At 42.0% G+C, this 23,133-nt stretch carries 17 protein-coding genes; 3 read left to right on the top strand and 14 right to left on the bottom strand.

All coding sequences use genetic code 11. The features are described from left to right. Positions 1 to 48: 48 nt before the first annotated feature. From H8S65_RS02515 to H8S65_RS02485, 7 genes are all read right to left on the bottom strand, one after another. On the bottom strand, positions 49 to 1,032 hold the full coding sequence (locus H8S65_RS02515) for a FecR family protein (protein ID WP_186928394.1): 984 nt from the start codon (positions 1,030 to 1,032) through the stop codon (positions 49 to 51). A 64-nt stretch (positions 1,033 to 1,096) separates the two neighbouring features. Beyond that, the gene (locus H8S65_RS02510) at positions 1,097 to 1,630 is read right to left on the bottom strand and encodes an RNA polymerase sigma factor (RefSeq protein ID WP_186928506.1); all 534 of its coding nucleotides are present in this window, start codon (positions 1,628 to 1,630) and stop codon (positions 1,097 to 1,099) included. Positions 1,631 to 1,796: 166 nt separating this feature from the next. Further along, a complete protein-coding gene (locus tag H8S65_RS02505; protein ID WP_186928393.1) occupies positions 1,797 to 3,182 on the bottom strand; it encodes a Gfo/Idh/MocA family protein in 1,386 nt (461 codons plus the stop codon). A gap of 11 nt (positions 3,183 to 3,193) precedes the next feature. Further along, positions 3,194 to 4,915 carry a RagB/SusD family nutrient uptake outer membrane protein gene (locus H8S65_RS02500; RefSeq protein ID WP_186928392.1) on the bottom strand — a complete coding sequence of 574 codons (1,722 nt, stop codon included), beginning with the start codon at positions 4,913 to 4,915 and terminating at the stop codon, positions 3,194 to 3,196. A 13-nt stretch (positions 4,916 to 4,928) separates the two neighbouring features. After that, positions 4,929 to 8,165, bottom strand: a complete 3,237-nt coding sequence (locus H8S65_RS02495) for a SusC/RagA family TonB-linked outer membrane protein (RefSeq protein WP_186928391.1) — start codon at positions 8,163 to 8,165, stop codon at positions 4,929 to 4,931. A gap of 156 nt (positions 8,166 to 8,321) precedes the next feature. Continuing rightward, the gene (locus tag H8S65_RS02490; RefSeq protein ID WP_186928390.1) at positions 8,322 to 9,317 is read right to left on the bottom strand and encodes a FecR family protein; all 996 of its coding nucleotides are present in this window, start codon (positions 9,315 to 9,317) and stop codon (positions 8,322 to 8,324) included. Between the two features lie 88 nt (positions 9,318 to 9,405). Then, positions 9,406 to 9,747 carry a hypothetical protein gene (locus H8S65_RS02485; RefSeq protein ID WP_186928389.1) on the bottom strand — a complete coding sequence of 114 codons (342 nt, stop codon included), beginning with the start codon at positions 9,745 to 9,747 and terminating at the stop codon, positions 9,406 to 9,408. 589 nt (positions 9,748 to 10,336) lie between these two features. Between H8S65_RS02485 and H8S65_RS02480 the strand changes: the two genes are divergently transcribed. Further along, positions 10,337 to 10,498 carry a hypothetical protein gene (locus H8S65_RS02480; protein WP_186928388.1) on the top strand — a complete coding sequence of 54 codons (162 nt, stop codon included), beginning with the start codon at positions 10,337 to 10,339 and terminating at the stop codon, positions 10,496 to 10,498. 749 nt (positions 10,499 to 11,247) lie between these two features. Here the strand turns inward: H8S65_RS02480 and H8S65_RS02475 are convergent. After that, positions 11,248 to 11,802: an RNA polymerase sigma-70 factor gene (locus tag H8S65_RS02475; protein ID WP_186928387.1), complete on the bottom strand. Its 555-nt coding sequence runs from the start codon at positions 11,800 to 11,802 to the stop codon at positions 11,248 to 11,250. A 109-nt stretch (positions 11,803 to 11,911) separates the two neighbouring features. Between H8S65_RS02475 and H8S65_RS02470 the strand changes: the two genes are divergently transcribed. Next, the gene (locus H8S65_RS02470) at positions 11,912 to 12,340 is read left to right on the top strand and encodes a Fur family transcriptional regulator (RefSeq protein WP_186928386.1); all 429 of its coding nucleotides are present in this window, start codon (positions 11,912 to 11,914) and stop codon (positions 12,338 to 12,340) included. 65 nt (positions 12,341 to 12,405) lie between these two features. Continuing rightward, positions 12,406 to 14,343 (top strand): heavy metal translocating P-type ATPase, encoded by a 1,938-nt coding sequence (locus H8S65_RS02465; RefSeq protein WP_186928385.1) that lies wholly within the window; start codon positions 12,406 to 12,408, stop codon positions 14,341 to 14,343. Between the two features lie 13 nt (positions 14,344 to 14,356). On the opposite strand, the gene H8S65_RS02460 is transcribed toward H8S65_RS02465, so the two are convergent. The 6 genes from H8S65_RS02460 to H8S65_RS02435 form a co-directional block, all read right to left on the bottom strand. Then, entirely contained in the window at positions 14,357 to 15,364 is a 1,008-nt protein-coding gene (locus H8S65_RS02460) for a family 43 glycosylhydrolase (RefSeq protein ID WP_186928384.1), read from the bottom strand. 108 nt (positions 15,365 to 15,472) lie between these two features. Further along, positions 15,473 to 17,203, bottom strand: a complete 1,731-nt coding sequence (locus H8S65_RS02455) for a RagB/SusD family nutrient uptake outer membrane protein (RefSeq protein ID WP_186928383.1) — start codon at positions 17,201 to 17,203, stop codon at positions 15,473 to 15,475. A 22-nt stretch (positions 17,204 to 17,225) separates the two neighbouring features. After that, positions 17,226 to 20,447, bottom strand: coding sequence for a TonB-dependent receptor (locus H8S65_RS02450; RefSeq protein ID WP_186928382.1), 3,222 nt, complete (start codon positions 20,445 to 20,447; stop codon positions 17,226 to 17,228). A gap of 48 nt (positions 20,448 to 20,495) precedes the next feature. After that, complete coding sequence (locus H8S65_RS02445) at positions 20,496 to 21,494, bottom strand: FecR family protein (protein WP_186928381.1); 999 nt, start codon at positions 21,492 to 21,494, stop codon at positions 20,496 to 20,498. Between the two features lie 97 nt (positions 21,495 to 21,591). Continuing rightward, a complete protein-coding gene (locus H8S65_RS02440; RefSeq protein WP_186928380.1) occupies positions 21,592 to 22,206 on the bottom strand; it encodes an RNA polymerase sigma-70 factor in 615 nt (204 codons plus the stop codon). 14 nt (positions 22,207 to 22,220) lie between these two features. Beyond that, entirely contained in the window at positions 22,221 to 23,120 is a 900-nt protein-coding gene (locus tag H8S65_RS02435; protein WP_186928379.1) for a metallophosphoesterase, read from the bottom strand. Positions 23,121 to 23,133 lie beyond the last annotated feature (13 nt).

Raw genomic sequence — 23,133 nt, 5'->3', positions numbered from 1 at the left:
GCATTTCCCGTTTTTGTGTATTCATGGCATTCTACTTCATAGGCAATTCTATTTAGAGGTTATACTTATATGTTTTCCTTTCACATGATAGCTAATATTACTCAAGCGGGATAACGCATCCATTACATCTGTTACGGTTTCTTCCCGTATGACTCCATTATAACGAATATTTTCACCTAATCCGGGTTGGATCATAATCTTGACATCATACCATCTTTCCAAATACTTGCAAACAAGAGACAAAGGCATATCTTCCATATATAATTTATTGTCCAACCAGCCATAAGAGTGCGACAATACGCCCTTCATCTGTTTAATCTTATTCGTCTCTTTATCAAAAACAGCCATTTCTCCGGGTTTCATAATCAGCTTCTCTTCTCCGCTTTCCAGTTCGATACATCCCTCGACCAAAGATGCTTGAACAATCGGATCATCAGCATACGCCTGCAGATTGAAGGAAGTTCCCCAAACTTTCACATTTAACCCACCGGCAGTTTTTATTACAAAAGGTTCTTTGCTTTTAGAGACATCAAAGAAACCTTCCCCCAGGAAATTAACTTCCCGTATTTTCTTTTTCGAATCATAAGCATAAACTACTTCAGAGCCTGAATTCAGTTTTACTAAAGACCCATCCGGCAAAACGATTTCCGAACGGCTTCCATAATCGGCACTCATTCTAACCTGCATGTCCGAGCTTTTCTCAAAAGCACCCATGAAAGACAAAGCAAGCATTATCAACAAAGATGCAGCCGCCCCAGAAACTATATACAATATATTTTTCCAATACTTATGAGCATATATCTTCTGTCGGTTTATCTTGTTAACCTTTTCCCATGCAAGATCAGGATCAAAAGCCTCAGATTCTGTATAACGATGGGATTCTTTCCAAATCTTTTTATACAAATCAAATTCTTTTCTATGGGACTCACTTTCGGCTAACCACTCAACCAATATCGGATCAAGATGCTTCTCATCTTCACCGTCCAGTAAATAGTCGACGATATAGTCTTTTATCTGTTTTTGTTCTTCCATGAATCTTGCTTTTATTATATGACACTACAAATAAAAAAAGGTCCTATTCCGGACCTGAAAAAAATTATATTCCTTTTAATTCCAAACATCTTTTCAATTTCTGAAGCGAGATCCAGATCTGATTTTTAATCGTTTTTACCGAGATATCGAGTTTTTCCGAGATTTCTTTTTGTTTCAATCCCTTTATTCGGTGGAGCAACAATACTTCTTTACAGCGATCGGGAAGGTGACCGATACAGCCATAAAGAGCGATCCGAAATTCCTCAGACTCGACCCGGTTGTCTTCATACGATAACTGATCCTGAGTTTCCGACAGGTTATTAAAATAGACTTTTGAGCGAAGATGGTTCAATGCCAAATGTTTGGCCATCCTATAAAGATATCCTCCAACATTTTCTTTAATTTCAATTCTTTCCCGGTTTTTCCATATATTCAGAAAAAGCTCCTGCACAACATCTTCCGTATCACTTTTATCCATGAGCAAGCTATAGACATATTGACAAAGGCGGCCATAGTAACGCTCAAACAGTTTATTATAACTGATGTAATCATCTTTACTAATCGCCTCTATCAATTTTTCATCTGTGGTATTAGACATACTTCTCCGGTTTATCTCCTTAGCGCCCAAATATACAATAAATTTTGGATTGAAACCGGAAACCTGAACTTTTTCAAAAATGAATACCAACCATAGTTTAAAACAAATGCCGTATCAAGACTGAAAATTTGCCCTGATACAGCATTTGTTTTAAACCATAATCAATCTACAATATCCGCTGATACAGTTTCTTTTCCTGAGGTTGTATGGAAGTAAGATCCGCAATTTTCACCGGTTGACCAGCCGCTATACTGTTACGCGCCGCAATGCCAACCAGACAAGCCAAAGCTCCATCGCGAACACTTGCACACTGCTTATACGGATCTTTTATCCCAGGTAAGAAAATCTGATCTTTCAGCAATGCATCCCCTCCGCCATGACCAGACGTTCCGAATGGGATCTGGATATACTCACGTTTTCCAAAATTCTTAAACAAAACGAGTTCATCAAAATTTGCATCCGATGTCGGACGGGATTCCTGTATCCAAGCTTCCAAGCGCCCTTTCGTTCCGTTAAAGGCTATACGATAACCCTCATAAGGACTGTAGGTCGTTAAAGAATAAGCAACCTGCACACCATTTTTATAACGAATCGTTGCCGCCATCTTATCAAAAATATTGACATCGTTTTTAAATACACATCCGTCACGAAGATAACCATCATATTTTTCGTTGGCTACATATAAATTCATCAAATTCTTCTTCTTCGTAATGTCAAAGAAAAACTTACATTTGGAAGTATGAGAACAGGTTCGGCAATTCTCTGCCCGGAATATTCCGTTTTTACCATAATGATCCAAACTCCCCAATGCATATACTGTTTCCGGATCACTGTCAATCCACCAATTCAAAAGGTCAAAGTGGTGGCTGGCTTTATGCACCCACAAAGAACCACTGCATTCCACCAAACGATGCCAACGACGAAAATAATCGGCGCCATGAGAGGTATCCAGATACCAATGAAAATCTACAGAAGTGATATCGCCAATCTCACCGGCACGGAGTAATTCCCATATTTTCGCACGATGTGGAGAATAACGATAATTAAATGTCACACGGCAATTCTTTCCTGTCCGTTTTTCTGCATCCAAAATTGCCTGAACCTTCTTTTCATCCGTTGTCATCGGCTTTTCCGTTATGATATCCGCGCCAAGTTCCATCCCACGGATAATAAATTGATGATGAGTACTGTCCATTGTCGTCACGATCAGTACATCCGGCTTGGTTTCCTTCATCATCTTTTCAAAATCCGTATAAGTAGGACAGGAAGCCCCGATAATTTTCTTACCGGTTTCCACACGACCTTCATTCTTATCGCAAAGGCCTACAAACTCGATGTAGTCAGGATAACTTTTCATTAAGTCATACCCCCACATAGAAGTTCCTCTTCCGCCAGTACCAACAATAGCAAGGCGAAGTTTTTTCCCAACAACATTCGGAGCTTCAACAGTTTCTGCCGCTACTTCCGATAATGGATTCAATAAGGCTGCCCCAGTTATAGCACCTGTCGCAGCTAAAAAGTGCCGTCGTGATATTTTATTCATAACCATCATATTTAATAGAATTATTTATAACCTTTATTTTGAACGAACACATCCAAGTTCGTCACTTCATACAACGCATCTTGAGGAAGAGGACGATAGATATGATAATCCTTGATCAATGTAATATCCGGATTATGCTCTTTCACCCATTCCACCATCTTGCCGGAACGTTTCAACATATACCAGCGGTTCAATTCACACCCCAGTTCACGTGCACCTTCTTCCAGGATAAAATCCATATCCATATCAGCGGCAGTTACCTTCAGTTCGCTTTCATGTCCATCGATCAAAGCTCTTTTTCTCAGTTGAGTAATCACTTCTGCCGCTTTTTCCGGTTGATTGGTTCTTACATACGCTTCAGCCAAAGTTATATAGACTTCTCCAAGGCGCATCAGAATCAAGTCTTTAAAACCTTCTTCCCGCTTAGCTGCATCACGACTCGGATCCAAATATTTAGTCATAGTGTGAAAACAAGATCGACCATTGATAGTCGGAATTCCAGTGTTAATATCATAAATATCCGAAATATTGTCAACAATAATACCTCGATCTTCATAACTCTTTATATACTCATCTGAAACCACATCTAATGTACGAATCAGTAAAGTGTCTGAATAATCAGGATCGTTGTTCCAATTATCAGGAATCCGACACCAAACTGATTGGAAAGTCTGATCCCGACGTTTGTCAAACTTACTGAAAAGACGGATATAATATAAGGTAGGCATCGTTGCACGATATTCACGCCCATATACACGAGAATGGCTCCACAATCCATCAATATTAACATTCGGATTCTTTGCAGATTTATTATACCAACCCACAAAATTCCGATGCATAACATTAGCATCCATTTCTGCACGACTTACATTCATTCCGTTATATATTAAATCGCTTGTATATTGAATAGACCAAATTATCTCATCATTAATTTGATTATTTACATCAAAAATGGAAGCATAATCGTCTAATAATTTATAATTATAATCATTAATGATTGAATTACACAACGAAATAGTTTCTTCATAACACTTTTGTTTCGTATAGCCTGTATTGGAAAGTATCGTATCATCATAAGCTGACAATGCCATCAATACTCTCATTTTAAGAGCTTTGACTATGCCAATATTCATACGCCCCCATTGTGTATTTTGCGGCAAGTCCAAATGCCGGAAGGCTATATCCAAATCATCCAATATCCGTTTGAAGAAAACTGCAATGCCCGGCTGATAGCCATCTGTCACAACAGAATAGGATGGAGTATCTACATAATGGGATGCTGGACCATACGTTTCAACTATCAGAAACAAATAAAACGCACGTAAAGCATGAACCTCCGAAGTTAGTTTATTTTTCTTTTCTTCCGATGAAACAGAAGCCTGTTCAATATATTCTATTCCCTGATTTGCAACATTTAACCCTTTATACAAATATTTCCAATATTGCGAATTATAAACGTTTGAAATCATAAGAGGATCATTATAAAACATAATCTCTCCATAATTTGTACCAAGACCATTCGTTGCATAAGTAGTCAAATCTGTACCGCAATCTCCAACCTTATATAAACGTTCCGTCAAGTAACGATTCCGCTGATAGATACTTAAAATAAGTGACTCAATCCCTTCCTCCGTTTTCGCATACGTATCGCTAATTAAGCCTTTCGGTTCTTCTTCTAAAAAATCACAAGAAAAAGAGCTTACGGATAAGGCTAATAATAAAAAAATTGTTATCTTTTTCATAATATACGATTTATTAAAATGTTACATTAACTCCGAAATTATAACTACTGGGAACTGTAAAATTAATATTAGGTTGCTCCGGTATAATATCAAACTCTGCAGCTCTATACAAATAACCAATATTTCTCATTTGTACATAAAAACGTAATTTTTTGAAAGGGACTTTTTCCGAAAACAGACTTTCAAAGCTATATCCCAATGTTACATCTTGAATTTTAATATGATCTCCTTTCTGATAGCCATTACAAGAACGATAGGTATCATAAGTACTTACCTGATCCGCACGTGGAAAACTATTTGATGGATTATCTGGAGTCCAATAATCTATGGAAGGCAACCAACGCTGTCCATCCATAGTAACGTCATCATACGGAGATGGTTTCACCAAATATCCCCATCTTGAGTTCAAGTTGAATGAGAAATCAAAGTTTTTATATTGGATATTTGCACCAAGAGAGGCCATCCATTTCGGACGAACCTGTCCCAATATGACTCGATCATCGGCAGCACTGATTGAACCATCACCATTCTGATCCTTAATCTTGATGTCACCGACTTTAGCATTATATTGGGCAGCAGCCTCTTCTTCTCCTAACTGCCAAACACCTATTTTTTCATAATCATAGAACACACCCAACGGTTCTCCGATAAACCATTTATTATTAGGCAAATCCTCACCACTGATCAAAGCCGTAATCTTTTCCCAGTTTCTGGATGCATTCAGTGAAATATCTACATTCAGATCTTTTGTTCTTACCGGATTATAATTCAGATTAAATTCAACTCCGGAAGTCTCTGTTTCCCCGATATTCTGCCAAATATCATTGAAACCGGTAAACGAAGGAATCGTTCTCTTCATCAACAAATCACTCGTCTTTGTATTATAATACTCGACATAACCATTCAATTTATTATTGAACAGTCCAAAATCAACCCCTGCATTTACAGTTTTGGATATTTCCCAGCCAAGATCAAGATTCACGATCGAAGTTGGGCTATATACATAGAACTTATTAGATGAATCTTCTCCAAACAGATAAGCCGACTGAGACAAAGTTGCCAAAGTCTGATAAGGGGAAATAGCTGTATTACCTACCGTACCATAAGATATACGAAGTTTCAAGTTATTGATCCAATTTACATCTTGCATAAAGTGTTCATCTTTCATGCTCCAGCTAACACCTCCGGAAGGGAAAACCGCCCATTGATTACCTTTTGCCAAACGAGAAGAACCGTCTGTACGGAAAGCTACATTGAAATAATATCTATTTTTGTAATTATAACGTAAACGCCCTAATACAGAAGCCAAAGCCCAATTTTGGAAACTACTTCCAATTTTAATATTTTCTGCATTGGAACCTAAGTTATGATAAGAAGTATATTCTACCGACTGATTATCTCCAGACAATGTTCCACTATCATATCGACGACTTTGAATTTCACCAACCAAGTCGACAATCAAGTTATGATCTCCAAAACTATTCTCATACGTAATAATATGGTTCAATGTCCATTGATCATAATTATTATAGTCTTTCCCTGAAGTTGTTTTCACACCCTTATTTCGATAAGCATTCTTACCATAAAAATATCCACGCTTATAATCCGAAAATATATAACCGAAATTCGTATGCATACTCAACCATTTATTGATTTTAACATGAGAAGTTAAATTCAGATTCAATAGATTGTTTTGAGTATCATCCACAAATTGTCCTGGTATATCATCTGCCAACGGATTATAACCAGATGTATTCAATGGATTCGGGAAATAATTCAAATCGCCATTTTCTAAATAAGGATTCGACAACGGAGTCATATAAAGAATCTCCGTATTAAGTTTCTGGAAACCAGAAACATTATTTCTTTTCAAACGGATCGTTGTTCCCAATGTCCAAAAATTTGCTAAATCGTAGTCAGCAGCCAAAGTTAAGTTATAATTTTCCGAATCATTAGTTTTATAATAACCTTGTTCGTTGTCATATTTAAATGACAATAATAAGCGAGTCTTTTCTCCACTATTACTAATACTTAAATGATAACTTTGCGTCAAAGCATTACGATATAGCAAATCCTGCCAGTCTGTATAATTACCACTTTTGATGATATCCAATTCTGATTGGGTGAAAACATCCTCGTCTGTAAAAGGATTGTCCCATCCATGCGCATATCGGTATCCGTCACGACGGAACTGGGCATATTCCTCTCCCGACTGTAACTTCATCATATGAGGAACATTCAAGCCGACATAAGAATTAAAATTCACTTCACGATTCACCCCTTTCTTTCCTCTTTTAGTCGTTACCAAAATCACACCATTTGCACCCATAGAACCATAAATGGCTGAACTTGCAGCATCTTTCAATACTTCAATTGATTCAATATCATAAGTATTTACACTCCCCAAGCTTCCTGGAATACCGTCTACAATAATCAGCGGATTATTTCCTGCATTCAAAGACCTCGCACCACGGATATATATCTGCTGATCATCCCCGGCATACCGCGCAGACTGAATATCCAGACCGGCGACTTTTCCTTGCAAAGCATCCTGAACATTACTTGTTGAAGCGGCGCTAATCGTCGATCCTTTAACAGTAGACATGGCACTTACAATATCCCTTTTTCTGGATGTACCATAACCGATCACAACAATTTCATCCAAATTCTCCGTATTCTCTGTCAAAGAAATATTCAATATATTCTTCCCATCAACTTTTATCTCTTTAGTATCATAACCGATATAGGAAACCATGAGAACAGCCGAAGGAGAAATATCCAGACTATATTGACCATTCAAATCGGTAACAGTCCCATTCGTCGTCCCCCTCTCCACAACATTCGCGCCGATGATCGGTTCGCCTTTTTCATCTTTGACAATGCCGGTGACTTTTTTTGTTTCGGAAGATGCCGGGGCTTTTCTGGAAATGATTACATGGCCGTTGCTGAATGTGATGGAACAGTTTGTACCTTCCAGCAATTGTTCCAGGACGTTCTTGACGTTGTTGCCGGCCGGCATTTTCTTGATCACGCGTGAATCGTTGACATCTTGAGTGTTGTAATCTACGAAGAGTTTCGTTTGTTGTTCGATTTGCTTGAAAGCCGCCTTTAAGGTTAAATTATTTCCAGACAAACGAACTTGTTGATTTTGAGCAAATACGAACGAGCTGCCAAGAGACAGAGCTCCAATTATACAAAGACGCGAAAGCGTTTTTCCCGCTTTTATAGGTATTAGATTAGTTAATTTCATATATTTGTATGTTTGAAAATTGAATATTAATTATTTCCAACGTTTTACGTTGAGTCCAAAAAAGTCACAATTCGGTTTCAAACGCCGGAAAGAGGGATTTTCGCACTTTCGTTCTTTCCGGTTTTCTTTTGTTCATCCTGTTCCTCTCCTCTCTTTTTAATTTATAAATACAACATTTTCCTTTATCTTGAAACGAATGCCGATCAACTGCTGCAAAACAGCCAGCACATCTTCCAGGGTTTCATGCGGGGCAAACTTGACATTGTAATATTCGTCCGCATATTTCTGTGAATTATAATGGATCGTCACGTTAAACTTCCGTTCCAACGAAGCCATCAGATGGCTGAAAGAGACATTCTCGTAGATCAGGTAGCCGCTACGCTCCATCTTATAGAGCAAAGCGTCGACCGGTTGGACCGTTACCGTATGCGCCGCATGCGAATAAACCAGACGTTCGTTGGGCTTCAGGATAGCCGGCTGGTGTTCGCCTGCCTTTACATCCACTTTGACGCTCCCCTCTTCCAGGATCGTGCTCGTGCAGGAATCGGCCGGATAGGAAGCAACCGTAAATACCGTACCCAAAGCCTGGACATCCAGATAAGTCGTCTTCACGATAAAAGGTTTTTCCGTGTTTTTCCGAACCGTGAACGACGCTTCGCCTGTCAGGTAAACCGTACGGGTTTCCGTATCCGCAAAGTCTTTCGGGTAAACGAGCAACGAACCGGCATCGACCCACACCTGCGAACCATCCGGCAAAATGACCTGCCGGCTCTCGCCATAAGGGACGAACAATTCCGCCATCTCTACATGCCGGGCGGGTTTCAGGTGGTCCGTAGCGAAAAAGGTCGCCGCTCCCGTCAATAGCATCAATGCGATTACCGCCGCATATTTGATCCACCCGCGATACATCGGGACGGAATTCCGGCGGACCGGTTCAACCTGTAAATGTTTTTGCAGGGCATCCCAATCTTCGCGGGTTTCGGCAGTCGCTTCTGCCGGCGAATGCTCCCAAAAGGACTGCAACATATCGGTCTTTTCAGAAGCTCCGCCTTCCGCCCGCAGCCAGCGTCCGAACAGGACACGCCCCGAACGGGAGAAATGCTTTCCGAAATAAAGTTGTATGATTCGTTTTATATTGTTGTCGTTTTCCATAAAATCCCGTGCTTTATAATGGAGTCGGCTTACTATGGAAATACACACAACCTATATATGCACTTTTTTTCAATTTCTTGTAAAATAGTCAGCACACACCTGATTTACAGGTAAATATTTTTTGACATAATGCAAGTAAATAAGATATTTTATTTAGAATCGCAGATTTCGGGGAACGAAATACACGATAGCGGACATCACGGCGAAGCGGCAAAAGGAACAAATCGCCGTGATTAACCTCGACAGCCAGATATTTATTATTGCTGACCGACATTCCGGTAATATCAGTATAGCGCATTATGCTTCCATTTACAAGCAACCGATCTTTTGCATAATCGGCTTTCAGTTGTTTCATATCGTCCAGGAAATAGGTCCCGTACGCATCCAGGGCTTCCCGATATTGCTGTAATGTCATTTTAGTCACTTTCATAATATGAAAATAAATTGATGAGAGATTTTGAAAAGGGGAGTCATTTAGGAGTGGTTTTATAAGAAAAGTATCGCTTGCACGCTTGATGTATATATACAGGAAGGGCGCAGGGACTGAACTTTACGAAAAGATAGGCCTGCAACAGCCCTTTACGTCATAAAGTCAGTCCTACGCCCCCTTTACCTATATAGATATAATACCTGCATATTTAAAATATACAGATATAACCATATTAGATGTAAAGGGTTTGCAGAACCTTCTTTATACATCCGACGTAAAATAAGTGTTGCAGTTTATCTCTTCGAATATATAAATCATTTTCCTACAATCAAGAGTTGCCCGCTTGGCATTCTCTTTTTCCCATTGACAAAAATAACAAATAATAATCAAAAAGCAATATTGATTCGGTTATATCTGCCAATTGCATGAATGTAAGGAGAAAAATATTCATTTTTTTGCAGGTTTGAATCAGAAATGATGATTTATAAGTTACTTTTCTCTTGAAAGAAAAGTAACCAAAAGTTCAAGGCCGAACCTGCTTCGCTACTCCGTTCCCTTCGTTTGCTGTCGCGTCTGAAACTCGCTTCGCTTGGGACAGCAGACGCTCCGGACGCTCACTGCGGTCTCTGCGCTTTACGCTCACCAGCTTAGGCCGGAGATAGAGCCTGACGGCTCTTTGGGGATGGCCGATACCGCCTGCTCCTTTGCGATCCCGCATCAAATGCGGGAACAGGCTTGTCCCCGTGCCTGACACGGGGCCGCAGACAAACGGTCAGCATCGGCAATCCTTGTGTCGCAGCCTCTCTTTTGCCGTCTGCTTCAGCAGACGGATAGATGATTGTGTTCCGGCTTTGCCGGTTCCTCTGTGGGTTACAGGACAAAACAATACCCTTTGGGCAACATATTCCCTTAGTTCAGGGATAAAATACAAGTACCTGATATGCTTTGAATGAAGTAAAAAACGAATCCCAAAACAGTGTATTGATAAACACTAATAACCAGCCTATTACAGTTTTCCCCTGGAGGAAACGGAAATTCCCCCGGCAGGAAACGAGAGTTCCCTATGCTGGAAACGCAAGTTTCCTAACGAGGAAACTTGCGTTTCCAAGTAAGGGAACTTCATGAAAGTAAAAGGGCAATGATTAGAAAGCTCCGCTTTCTCTTAGGATAGCCGATACCGCCTGCCCTATAGGGTATCGGCCATCCCTCCCCCCTCATCCTCTCTTTTGCCGTCTGCTTCAGCAGACGGATTAAAAGGTCTGGAGGCAAATCCTCTTCCTCTGTGGGCTTTAGGCCCTTTTGTGGATTATATTTAAAGGGGTTAAAAACCCACAGAGGAACCGGCAAAGCCGGAACAATCACCTATCCGTCTGCTGAAGCAGACGGCAAAAGAGAATCTGCGGCACGAGGCTTGCCTCACTTGATGCGGGATCGCAAAGAAGCAGGCGGTATCAGCAATCCTTTAAAGAGCCGTTGACAACCTTCAAACAACCACTCCGACTACAAATTCATAACAAAGAAAAGATAAAGGACTTTGCGAAGAATGGCAAGGGCGGCGGTCAGGTGGTTTTCCACCGTCCGCTTACTGATATCGAGGCGCATGGCGATTTCGTCATTAGACAAACCTTCCTCGCGGCTCATCCGGTAAATTTTGCTTCGCTGGGGAGACATTCGATCGACCGTACGGTTGATGATCGATTGCAATTCGCGGACAAACAAGGCTTCTTCTTCTGATTCGGCAGGGGAGGCTTCCTGCAGGTATTCGCTCGTATATTTTTCCGATACGATGAGACGGTCGAAGTAGTCGTACACGGTAAAACGCGCCATCTGGAAAAGGTAGGAGGAAAAAGAACGGACATTCTTCAGTTTTTCGCGGTCTTTCCACAACGAGAGAAACAAATCCTGGGCCATATCACGGCTGACTTCCTTATCGTGCGTCAGCCCGATAAGGAAATTTACCAACCGGGGCTGGTAATAGAAAAACAGGCACTCGAAAGCGTCTATGTTTCCAGCGGCGATCTCCTTTAACTTATTTTGCTCCTCTGGTAATTCCATAATAAATGCGAAGTAGCGAAAAATATCAGAATAATCAAAATAAAAGTTTGCAACTCAGTTGCATTAATTTTGTTGTACTTTTACCGTGTCGAGAAAAAAGAGTAAAGTCATGTCAACAAAACAATGCGAAGAGAAACTCAAAGATAAAGGCGTACGCCCGACAGCCGCCCGGATTCTTATATTGCAGAAATTGTCGGAGCAAACATATCCCATTTCCTTGCTCGAATTGGAGGCGCAACTGGAGACATTGGACAAGTCGACCATTTCACGCTCCCTGGCGATCCTGTTGGAGCATCACGCCGTCCACGCTTTCGAGGATGGAAGCGGGTCGATGAAATACGAAATCTGCCGGAGCGACACGGAGACCTGCTTTGTCGAAAACAGGCATATCCATTTTTATTGTGAAGTTTGCCACAAGACCTATTGTATGGATCATATAAAAATCCCGGTCGTACAATTGCCCGAAGGCTTTATCATGGATACGATCAACTATACGGTCAAAGGGATTTGCCCGGCATGCAAGTCCCCTGATCTGTAAAACGCAACCGGGTTGCAAAAGTATCTTCGGATCTTTGCATCGGAATAATAAAAACAGATTGAATCATGGAAGCAAAAACAACTTGCCACTCAGGATGCGGATGCAGCTGCGGGCACAATAAGGAAGAAGAACGTCCGAATGTGGCATTGCCGGTCTTGTCTTTCATCCTGCTCGTTGCGGGACTTATCTTAGACCATACCGGACAAGGCTGGTTCTCGCCGGCGGTAAAGCTCGTCTGGTATCTGGCGGCTTTCCTCCCTGTAGGGCTACCTGTCATGCGGGAGGCTTATTGCGAAGCCCGTCAAAAAGATTTTTTCACCGAGTTTACATTGATGTCGGTCGCTTCGATCGGAGCTTTCAGCATCGGCGAATATCCGGAAGCCGTGGCCGTCATGCTTTTCTATACGGTTGGGGAAATGCTGCAAAACAGGGCTGTCGAACGTGCTTCACAAAATATCAGCCGCCTGCTCGATGTCCGTCCCGAACGCACAGATGTATTCCGTGAAGGGAAATACATCAATGTCTCTCCCAAAGAGGTGCAGGCAGGCGAAGGGATCGAGGTAAAGCCGGGCGGACGCATACCGCTCGACGGGATTTTGCAGGAATCCGAAGCGTCGTTCGACACATCCGCCCTGACAGGCGAAAGCATGCCCCGCACGCTCCGGAAAGGGGATGAAGTCCTGGCGGGAATGATCGTACTGGGACAAGCCGTCTGCATAGAGGTGAACCGCCCGTATGAGCAAAGCGCATTAGCCCGCATTTTAGCGTTGGTGAAAGATGCGGCCGAGCGTAAAGCACCCGCCGAGCTGTTCATCCGCCGGTTCGCACGGTTCTACACGCCTGCCGTGATCGTGTTGGCTCTGCTGATCGTAACGGTTCCGGCGCTTGCCGGACTGATGATGCCGTCTTTCCAATACGTCTTTCATGACTGGTTGTACCGGGGATTGGTCTTTTTAGTTATCTCCTGCCCGTGCGCTTTGGTGATCAGCGTGCCGTTGGGCTATTTCGGAGGTATCGGGGCGGCCTCACGCGCCGGCATCTTGTTCAAGGGTGGCAATTATCTGGATGCCATCACCCGGATAAATACCGTTGCATTCGACAAAACAGGTACATTGACCACCGGACGTTTTGATGTGACGGATCTGCAGGCGCACGGGATTCCCGGACCGGAACTATTGGCCTTGCTTTTATCCGTCGAACAGAAAAGCACCCACCCGATTGCGCAGGCGATCGTCCGCTACGCCAAGAAACAGAATATCTCTGCGGCTAATATCTCGGAGATGCATGAACTGGCCGGACACGGAGTGGAGGCTGTCATCGGTGGACAGGAAGTGCTTGTCGGGAATATCCGGTTGATGAAAGAGCGCGGGATTTCCATTCCTGAAGAGTTGTCCGACAAGGTGGCGACCGTAGTTATCTGCGCCATCGGCAAAAAATATGCCGGCCATCTGCTATTGTCCGATACGTTGAAAGACGATGCCGTGGAGGCAATTGCCAAACTGAGGAAGTTAGGGGTGACGGATATCCGTTTATTGTCGGGTGACAAAAAAGAGATTGTCGAGTCTTTTGCCAAACGTTTAGGAATCGACCGGGCATACGGGAACCTGTTGCCGGAGGATAAGGCGGCGCATATCCGGGAAATGGTTGAAGAGCCGGGCAAATCCGTGGCTTTTGTCGGAGACGGAATGAATGATGCTCCGGTATTGGCCCTGAGCCATGTAGGGATTGCGATGGGCGGACTCGGTTCGGACGCGGCGATCGAGAGTGCCGACGTCGTTATCCAGAACGACCAGCCGTCCAAAGTGGCGACCGCTATCGCCATCGGTCGCAAGACACGTACGATTGTCCGTCAGAATATCATAGGGGCACTTGGCGTAAAGGGGATTGTGCTGTTGGCGGGCGCATTGGGATATGTCACGCTGTGGGGTGCGGTCTTCGCAGATGTCGGTGTCGCTCTGCTGGCGGTCTTCAACTCGGTCCGCATATTGAACAGGAAGACTTGAAATTGCCGGGGGATTAATCCCCTGGCAATAGAGAGGTTTTCTTTCCTTTCAGAAAAGGTTTTCCATTTTCCCAGACCACCTCTTCCTGTGTGATATACCAAGTTTTTCCGTTATCGTTGTTTCCCTGGTAGAACAGGTAGGTTCGTCCGTCCGAATCGGTAAAGATATGCGGATGGCCGGATTCGCTGGAATTCCATTCGCCGGGTTTGCCGTTCCTGAGGAAAGGTTCTTCCGAAAGGCGTTTCCAGACAATGCCGTCTTCGCTTTCCGCCACTCCGATCTGTTGGGGGGCATTGTTGTAGGCTCCGGCATAAAACATATAGAGTTTGTCACCTTTCTTTGCGATCGAAGCCCCTTCGATACATTTCCCTTCCCACGGATATACGGGATACAGGATAGAAAAATCCGTTGCCTGTACCCAGTCTTCCCGGTTGAAACTGGTGTTGCCCGGAGCAACGGCTACTCCCTGCATCTGGATGTCGTAGTTTTTATCGCGGGTTGCAAAATAGAGGAAATAGCGTCCTTTGAACTCGCACACTTCCGCATCTATGGCACGCCCGCAAGTCCAATCCCCCGCCGGGTGGAAAATCGGATTCGTAGGATTCCTTCTGAAATGAATGCCGTCGTCCGATACGGCATGGCAGATGGCATCTTTCTTCCCATTCCCATATGTCTGATAAAACAAATGCACCTTTCCATCCTTCACCAACGCACCGGGCGCACAAAGCCCTTTCTTCTCATAATCAGCCCCGGAAGCAGGCGTGATCTCCCCCACCTTCGTCCAGTTCACCAAATCCTTACTCTCCGCAATCCCAATATTCCACCCGGAATCAGGATCCCCCTTCATCGGCGGAATAGAATGATACATCAAATAGCGCCCCTTAAAATTAACCACATGCGGATCTTTCGAATAAGGAACCCCGACACGGGAGGTATCGCCGTATAGCATGGGGGGACGTTGTTGAGCGCTTGCACACAAAGAGAGGAGCAGGCTGAGAATTGTTAGCAGAAGTGTTTTCATTATTACTTTATTATTCATTAATCCAATATACAAAGATAAAAACAAATTCAAGGAGAGACAAAAACTCATCTCTCCCTAAACCATATATAGAATCAAAAGTCTCAACTATTAGTTACCATAACCCGGATTCTGTGTAAACTCTTCCGGATTTGAAACATTAGTAAGTTGATCACGAGGAATTGGGCGTAGGACGTGGAACTCCTCAAATTTTCCAGTAGTTGAAGAACTCATATTCGGATCATTCATACGTTCCATTAATTTGCCTGTACGTTTCAAATCATACCAACGATGCATTTCTCCCATCAGTTCACGTCCACGCTCATCCAAAATAAAATCAATCGAAACATCCGACGATTTTATCTCCATATCTGTTTCATGGCCGGGAACAGCAGCTCTATGACGAACTACATTAATATACTCGACAGCTTTCTGTGTATTGTTCAATAAAAATGCAGCCTCAGCAGCCAACAAGTAAGTATCTGCCAAGCGGAAAACAAACACATCTCGTGAACCTGCTGTCCAATTGACTTCCGGCCGTAACGGATCTAAGTGTTTTACCAGATAAGCATACATTTTATAACTTGTGAAACGGGTGTTTGAAGGCCACTTAGCATTGGGATTCGTTTCAGACTGGACATCTGTCGCCGGATCAATTTGTTCACGCATATATTCAGGTAAGAAAACAAGAACCGGCCAAACTTCCTTGATTTGCTCCGGTGTCCAAGGTTCTCTCGGATCGATCATCGCTAATTCACCTTTTTTCCAAACTTTTTCTTCTATCTGCTTGCTATAAGGGCTGAATATTTTTTCAGTCACAGACTCTTCCGTCACATTCCATCTGGAAATAAAGCAATCATCCCAACGTTTATCTATCGTTTCATCAAACAAATTAATAGCGAAATCTGTCGAACGCTCTCTACTCCAAGGACGACCATATTCTATCACACGCAATACTGCCGGATGTTCTTCTGAATAAGCAGAACAAAAAAACATATGAGCCGTATTCCCATTTCCATTCAATTCTGCATTTTGTGTATACAACACCGGGAAAATAACTTCTGAATTATGTTTATTATTAATATCCCAAAGTTCTGCATGCGACTGAACCAATGAATATTGCCCAGAATTAATCACTGTTTCTGCATACTGTAACGCATTTTCAATATCACGATTATCCCGTTTCACTGTCAATAAAACTCTTGACAGGTGATGCATCGCTGCATATTTTGTTACTCGACCATATTCTGAAACAGAATAAGATTCCGGCAAATTCTGCATTGCATACTCCAAATCAGAAATAATTTGCGTCCACACTTCATCAGCCTTTGTTTTGTATACAGCTGTTTCGACAGAATTCGTAGGTTTTAAAGACATTGGAATATCTCCAAATTGCTGAACCAAATGATAAAAATAATGAGCTCTGATAAATAATGCCTCCGCCAAATATTGAACACGCAAACTTTCGTCTAATCCTTCAATTTCATCATTTTCCAGACTATAAATAACAGTGTTGCATTGATTTATTGACTTATAAGAATTATACCAAAAACTTCTTACATCATTATTGGTTGCATCTATTGTCCAATTTCTCCATTGTTCACTACCATTATAAGCGATCCATAAATCAGACGGACCCTCACACATATAAATCAGATATTCCTGTATATACATGTTTCTTAAGGTAGAATACAATCCATTCACACCATTAGTAATTCCCTCTTTAGTGGTATAGAAATTACCGACAGTCACTTTGTTATAAGCTGTTTCTTCCAAGAAGTCGCAAGACACTAAGCAGAATAAAGACAGCAAACCTATTAATGTTTTATTTAGTATTTTCATATCTCGTTATCAATTAGACTATTTAGAAAGTTGCATTTACTCCAAACACGAATGATGTCAACGGGCGATGGTCCGTATAAGCATTACAGTTTTCCGGATCCAGTCCTACATAATCACTTTTTGTCCAAGTATATGGATTTTCAACCATAAAATACATCCTGAACTTTTCGCTATAGAACTTCTTGGAGATTTCTTTCGGCAATGTATAGCCCAAGTTAATGTTCTTCAAACGAATGAAAGAGAGATCTCTATAGGCATAATCACTCGATTTCAACAACTCCTGTGGATTAGTTATGACAGGTTTAGGACAAGCATTCGACGGATTATCAGGCGTCCAAAAATCCACATTCAAATGATTATAACGAGTAGAACCCACTTCATCTGTCAAGACAGCCAATACCTGACCATATTTCTGACGTGTATAGAAATAAACATTCAGATCGAAGTTTTTATAATACAATCCGGTAGATAAACCTGCCGTCCACTTCGGTATTTTATTGAATGTGTGCAAATCGCCTTCATCATACACACCATTATTGTTAACATCTTCTATTTTAGGATTTCCCGGTTCACGTCCATACCGTGCGGCCTCTTCCTCTTCTCCTTTTTGCCAAACGCCGATATATTTATACAAGCGCTCAATATACAATGGTTCTCCAATGAACCATTTATTACCCGGACTATCCTCTTTGCCGTTAAACAATTCGACAATTTCATTCTTGTTATAACCAAAGGTCAAATCTACTGTCCATCTGAAATCCTTCGTTACTACAGGAACTGTATTCAACGCGATTTCCACACCTGAGTTACGAGTTTTACCTACATTCTGCCAAGTAAATTCATATCCGGTAGTAATCGGTAAATTACGTTTCATCAACAAATCATCCGTATTACGGACATATCCATCAATAGAACCGTTGATACGATTATTCAAGAAACCGAAATCAACACCAACGTTGTATTCTTCCGTTCGTTCCCATCCCAATTGGTTATTAGCCAATTCAGTAGGAAGATATCCCATAGCCGATTGTTCGGTTGTACCAAAATAATAGACATATTTGCCTAAAGCTCCTTGCGTTGCATATTCCGATATGGCTGTATTGCCTGAATTACCCCAACTTAAACGGAGTTTCAAATTTGAAAGCCAATCAACATCTCTCAAAAATGCCTCATCATTCATACGCCAAGCTAATGCCACGGAGGGGAAGAAGTCCCATTTATTACCTTTAGCCAAACGGGAAGAGCCATCGTAACGTCCCGTCAACGTCAATAAATACCGGTCCTTAAACGAATAATTGATTCTCCCCATGAATGACAACAACGCCCATTTCCGTACAGAAGATAAACGAGTAAAGACATCCGGCGCTTCATTTACATTAAACGAAGAACCAAAGTAAGGCATGCCTTGACCTGTCAATCCAACCAATTCCGATTTATCAGTTTGCATATCATGCACAAGCGAAGCGTCCAAACTATGCTCATTCCATGTTTTTTTATAATTCAACATATTTGTGAATGTAATCTGCTGTTCATTCGTTTTTTTGTATTCAGCAGACGGATCGGCCAACTGGCGAGCTTGTGAAGTCGAACTCCTGTAAATTCCATTCTCGATTGCTGATAAGCCATACGTCAAACTGGTACGGAATTTCAACCCCGTAACAATTTCCCAATCAGCAAACAAATTCAATAAAATACGAGTTCTCTTCTCCTTATTGTCTACATTGTTTTTATCAACATCAAACAACGGGTTAGAATGCAATACTGTCTGATACCAACCACTATTGTAGAAGCGCAAATCACCATTTTCGTCATACACCTCCGTTAAAGGATCCAGTACAGTACCATATTTCCAAACACTATTATCACCATTATTACGAGTTGTCAATGCTAAAAGAGAAGAATAGCCGACCTTCAAGTTCTTTGCTAATTCCATATCCCCGTTAATACGGGCAGAGAAACGTTCATATCCCATATTATCAATAATACTTTGGTCTTTATTATAACCTAACACTAACATGTTACGGTTACGGCCATTCGACTGGTTGATACTGACATTATGATCCGTTTTATAGCCCGTACCACTAAACATCAAATCTTGCCAATCTACAAATTGTCCGGAGTTCAAGGCTTTCAATTGAATATCATCAAATATTTCCTTATCTGTCTTCCCGTAATTAGCCATTCTTTTCCAGTCTGCATATTTTTCACCACTCATCATATCATAATTCTTGAATGACTTGGACACGCCGACATATCCGTCGTAACTAACAGACAGTTTAGCCTCCCTACGGGCACGTTTTGTCGTAATGATAACAACACCATTTGCTCCTCGAGAACCATAAATAGCAGTGGATGAAGCATCTTTCAAAACATCAATCGATTCGATTTCTGCCGGATTGATCTCATCGATCTTTCCTCCGAACGGAGCATCATCCACTACTATCAATGGATCATTGCCCGCATTGATCGAATTATATCCACGGATCACAATAGTAGAAGATGCTCCGGGAGAGTTTCCCATCGTAATATCCGCACCTGCAATTTTACCTTGCAATGCTTGCATAGGATCTTTCATCACAGCCTGATTCTGAATCGATGAAGATGAAATCTGTGAAACAGATCCTGTCAGGTCACGTTTTTTAACAGAACCATAACCAACCACAACCACTTCATCCAAAGCTTGCGTATCTTCTTTCAATTGGATGTTCAGAGTAGTTTTGCCTTTGCTAACCGCAACATCTTTGTTCAGATATCCGATATACGTTATGCTTAGCTGGGAGCCTTCGGATATTGACAATGAGAAATTTCCATCCATATCCGTAATCGTGCCATTAGATGTTCCTTTTTCGACAACATTCGCACCAGCCACCGGTTCTCCATTTTCATCTTTTACGATGCCTTTTACTATGATTTGCTTTTGTTGGGTGACAGATGGTTCTGCGGCTTCTTTCTTGGAAATCACGATCATCTTGCCCTGGACGGAATAAGACAATCCGTTATCCAATATGGCAGATAGCACTTCTTCCAAGGATGCATCATTAAAATCCCGCGTAATCTGTTTCTTCTCATTTACTTCATCCTTTTTGTAAATGATGGAATACTGTAGTTCTTTCTCTACTTCCGCCAAGACTGTTTTTAAAGGAACATTTTTAAATTGTCGGGTGATCCGCTGTGCATTCATGGAGGTAGCTCCAGAAAGCATCAAGGCAAGGATTAACGCCCTTCCTACATGTTTTCTATACATAAACCAATAAATTAAAGAATTAGATTTAATAATATATTAACAATTGCGCTATTGTTTTCGAATATAAATATCCCGGCCCCGCCGTTCATAACGGATCGGAATAATCTCGGATAGAGCTTGAAAGACATCTCCGACCGTCTCTTCATTCCGAAGTGATACGCGGAAAGCCATATCTTTTTCCAAGTCGTCTCCCAAATGAATCTGAACGTCATATTTACGGGATAGACGGACTGCTAACTCCTTGAGAGTGATTTTATCATATTCAACTCTCCCTTCTGTCCAGGATTTATATTGAGATGCCTGGACCTTCTGCCGGGAAAAACTTCCGTTTTGTTTGTCAAGACTAAGCAATTCTCCCGGTGCAACCGGAATATGTCTTCCTTTATACAAAATATCGATAGAGCCTTCCAATAATGTCGTTTTGGCAGAAATATCTTCGGGGTAAGAAGACACATTGAATTTCGTTCCTTTCACCAATACACTGTACTGGTCCGTTTTAACCATAAAAGGAGTGCCATCCGACTGTTTGGTAACTTCGAAATAAGCTTCGCCGGTTAAAAAGACTTCCCTGTTTTTAGAATTGAAATTACCGGCATACCGCAAGGAAGAACCGGCATTCAACCATACGACCGTTCCATCCGCCAGTATCAGTTTACTTTTTTCTCCATAGCCCGTTTCTAAAGCAAACAGGTTATTGGCGGCCTCCGTACTCCGGTAAAGATGGAAACCATATGTACCGCCTAACACTAACAGGCAGGCAATTGCAGCAACGGCGATAAATCGCTGCAATTGCCTGTGTTTAATACTAAACACACCATTCAACGATTGACGCACCTGCATCCGGCGTTGCAACTGTTTCCATTCATTTGAAACTTCAGGAATCAGTTTATAGGAAAGCATCCATTCTTCCTCCCATTGGCGGAACATTCTCTTATTAGAAGGTGCATCATGCACAAACCGGAAAAGAATCTCTTCTTCGGAGGGGGTAATGCGTCCTTCAAAATAACGGATTGCCAACTGGTGATTATCGATCTCCTGCTCTTTCATAACTTTCGCTTTCTATATGATGTAACAACTCAAACGAATTTTACCCAACCCCCTTCCTGAAAAAAAATTATTCACAACAAAAGAAACGGGACCTCGTTCATTCGGAAAGCAGCCAAGCCAATACCGCGATATAGACATCCAACGGATATTTGTCTTTAAAATGTGCGGAAAAACGCGCTAAGGCTTTGGCTATATGTTTTTCCACCGCAGTAGTCGATATTTGGAGAGCGTCTGCGATCTCCCGGTTTTTCATTTTCTTAAAACGGCTCATTTCAAATACTTCGCGGCAACGAGAAGGCAAATCATTCATAACAAGGTCGATCTGTTGTTGAAGTTCCTTATACAGGAGGGAATATTCCGGACTCAGGTTAAAATCCCAATAATAAAGTTCTTCACGCCCGGCAACCTCGTCCAAATGCTCCAAACTATGCTGTTCCACCAATTGCAGATGTTTCAAATAGTTCAGACAAGCATTCCTCACCATTGCGAAAAGAAGGGATGAAATGGAAACAGCTTCTATCAAATCACGTTTTTCCCAGAATCTCAAAAAGCTTTCCTGTATGATATCCCGGACCGCCTCTTCATCTGTCACGAAACGAGCTGCATATCCCCTCAACCGGGGATAATAGTTATTGAACAGAAATTCGAATGCTTCGCCGTTTCCGTTCTTTATCTCCTGAAGGAGAGTCTTCTCGTCTGTGAAGTTCTTCATAATGATTATCTATTCTATGAATGATGTTTCATCTCCTTATCCTTGCAATTATAGAACCCCTCTATATAGATATTCAGGTCCTTGTCTATCTCGATGACGGCAAAGCTGTTGTTTTCGGGAAGGCTTCCTTCTATCATCCCTTTCATTGTAAAGTAATGGATGCCATGCCGGAAGCTGTAGTTCCCGGCGTGATGGTGTCCTTGGATAACGGCTACGACCTTGCCGCTTTGCTCAAGTATCGAAACGATCTCTTCTGCATTGCCGATACAAAGTTCTTTGTCGATTCCGGAGAAAGTATCCAACAATTCGTGGATAAAGATCACGACCGGCAAATCGTCTTTCTTCAGTTCCTGCTGTAGCCACTCCTTCTGGCTGGACGGTATAAACGCTTTGGTCCAATCGAAATCGCCGGAATCATAATCGGAGCCATCCTCGTTGCAATTGCCGTCCAGCACGATAAACTTAATCTGGTTCCGCACGAAAGAATAATAAGGCTTTCCTTTGGCACTCCCGTAATTGGCCGTATGCGCGAGGAATTCGGGCTTCGAGATGCTATCCATATCGTGATTGCCCAACACATGATAGACAGGGCCTTCGAAGGTCCGGAACTTTGCTTCTATTTCATCTAAAAACGATAAAGTCTGCTTTCTTTCAGGAATATCTCCCATATCTTTCAAGTCTCCAAGCTCAATCATAAAATCCAATTTCCGCTTATTAAAAACGTCAATCGCTTCCGATAACTTCGTGATGGATTGTTCATAATAGCGTGTGCCGTGCACATTTCGATGTGCAAAATGTATATCCGTTACCAAACCGAAACGCAGCCTCTTTTCATTTTCCCGTGCCAACAAGCCCGGACAGGATAAAAGCAATGCTCCTGCGCATGATTTCTTAAAAAATAATCGTCTATTCATCGTCTATTCATGG

Origin of the sequence: Parabacteroides hominis (assembly GCF_014287585.1) — a bacterium.
In the GTDB taxonomy this organism is placed as follows: domain Bacteria; phylum Bacteroidota; class Bacteroidia; order Bacteroidales; family Tannerellaceae; genus Parabacteroides; species Parabacteroides hominis.
This window is presented reverse-complemented; position numbering and strand designations above follow the sequence as displayed.

Bases quoted from the DNA above. Each gene is read 5' to 3' on its own strand.
- H8S65_RS02435 (WP_186928379.1), bottom strand. From the start codon at position 23,120: ATGAATAGACGATTATTTTTTAAGAAATCATGCGCAGGAGCATTGCTT.
- H8S65_RS02510 (WP_186928506.1), bottom strand. From the start codon at position 1,630: ATGTCTAATACCACAGATGAAAAATTGATAGAGGCGATTAGTAAAGAT.
- H8S65_RS02470 (WP_186928386.1), top strand. From the start codon at position 11,912: ATGTCAACAAAACAATGCGAAGAGAAACTCAAAGATAAAGGCGTACGC.
- H8S65_RS02445 (WP_186928381.1), bottom strand. From the start codon at position 21,494: ATGAAAGAGCAGGAGATCGATAATCACCAGTTGGCAATCCGTTATTTT.
- H8S65_RS02505 (WP_186928393.1), bottom strand. From the start codon at position 3,182: ATGATGGTTATGAATAAAATATCACGACGGCACTTTTTAGCTGCGACA.
- H8S65_RS02495 (WP_186928391.1), bottom strand. From the start codon at position 8,165: ATGAAATTAACTAATCTAATACCTATAAAAGCGGGAAAAACGCTTTCG.
- H8S65_RS02475 (WP_186928387.1), bottom strand. From the start codon at position 11,802: ATGGAATTACCAGAGGAGCAAAATAAGTTAAAGGAGATCGCCGCTGGA.
- H8S65_RS02440 (WP_186928380.1), bottom strand. From the start codon at position 22,206: ATGAAGAACTTCACAGACGAGAAGACTCTCCTTCAGGAGATAAAGAAC.
- H8S65_RS02455 (WP_186928383.1), bottom strand. From the start codon at position 17,203: ATGAAAATACTAAATAAAACATTAATAGGTTTGCTGTCTTTATTCTGC.
- H8S65_RS02485 (WP_186928389.1), bottom strand. From the start codon at position 9,747: ATGAAAGTGACTAAAATGACATTACAGCAATATCGGGAAGCCCTGGAT.
- H8S65_RS02460 (WP_186928384.1), bottom strand. From the start codon at position 15,364: ATGAAAACACTTCTGCTAACAATTCTCAGCCTGCTCCTCTCTTTGTGT.
- H8S65_RS02500 (WP_186928392.1), bottom strand. From the start codon at position 4,915: ATGAAAAAGATAACAATTTTTTTATTATTAGCCTTATCCGTAAGCTCT.
- H8S65_RS02465 (WP_186928385.1), top strand. From the start codon at position 12,406: ATGGAAGCAAAAACAACTTGCCACTCAGGATGCGGATGCAGCTGCGGG.
- H8S65_RS02490 (WP_186928390.1), bottom strand. From the start codon at position 9,317: ATGGAAAACGACAACAATATAAAACGAATCATACAACTTTATTTCGGA.
- H8S65_RS02515 (WP_186928394.1), bottom strand. From the start codon at position 1,032: ATGGAAGAACAAAAACAGATAAAAGACTATATCGTCGACTATTTACTG.
- H8S65_RS02450 (WP_186928382.1), bottom strand. From the start codon at position 20,447: ATGTATAGAAAACATGTAGGAAGGGCGTTAATCCTTGCCTTGATGCTT.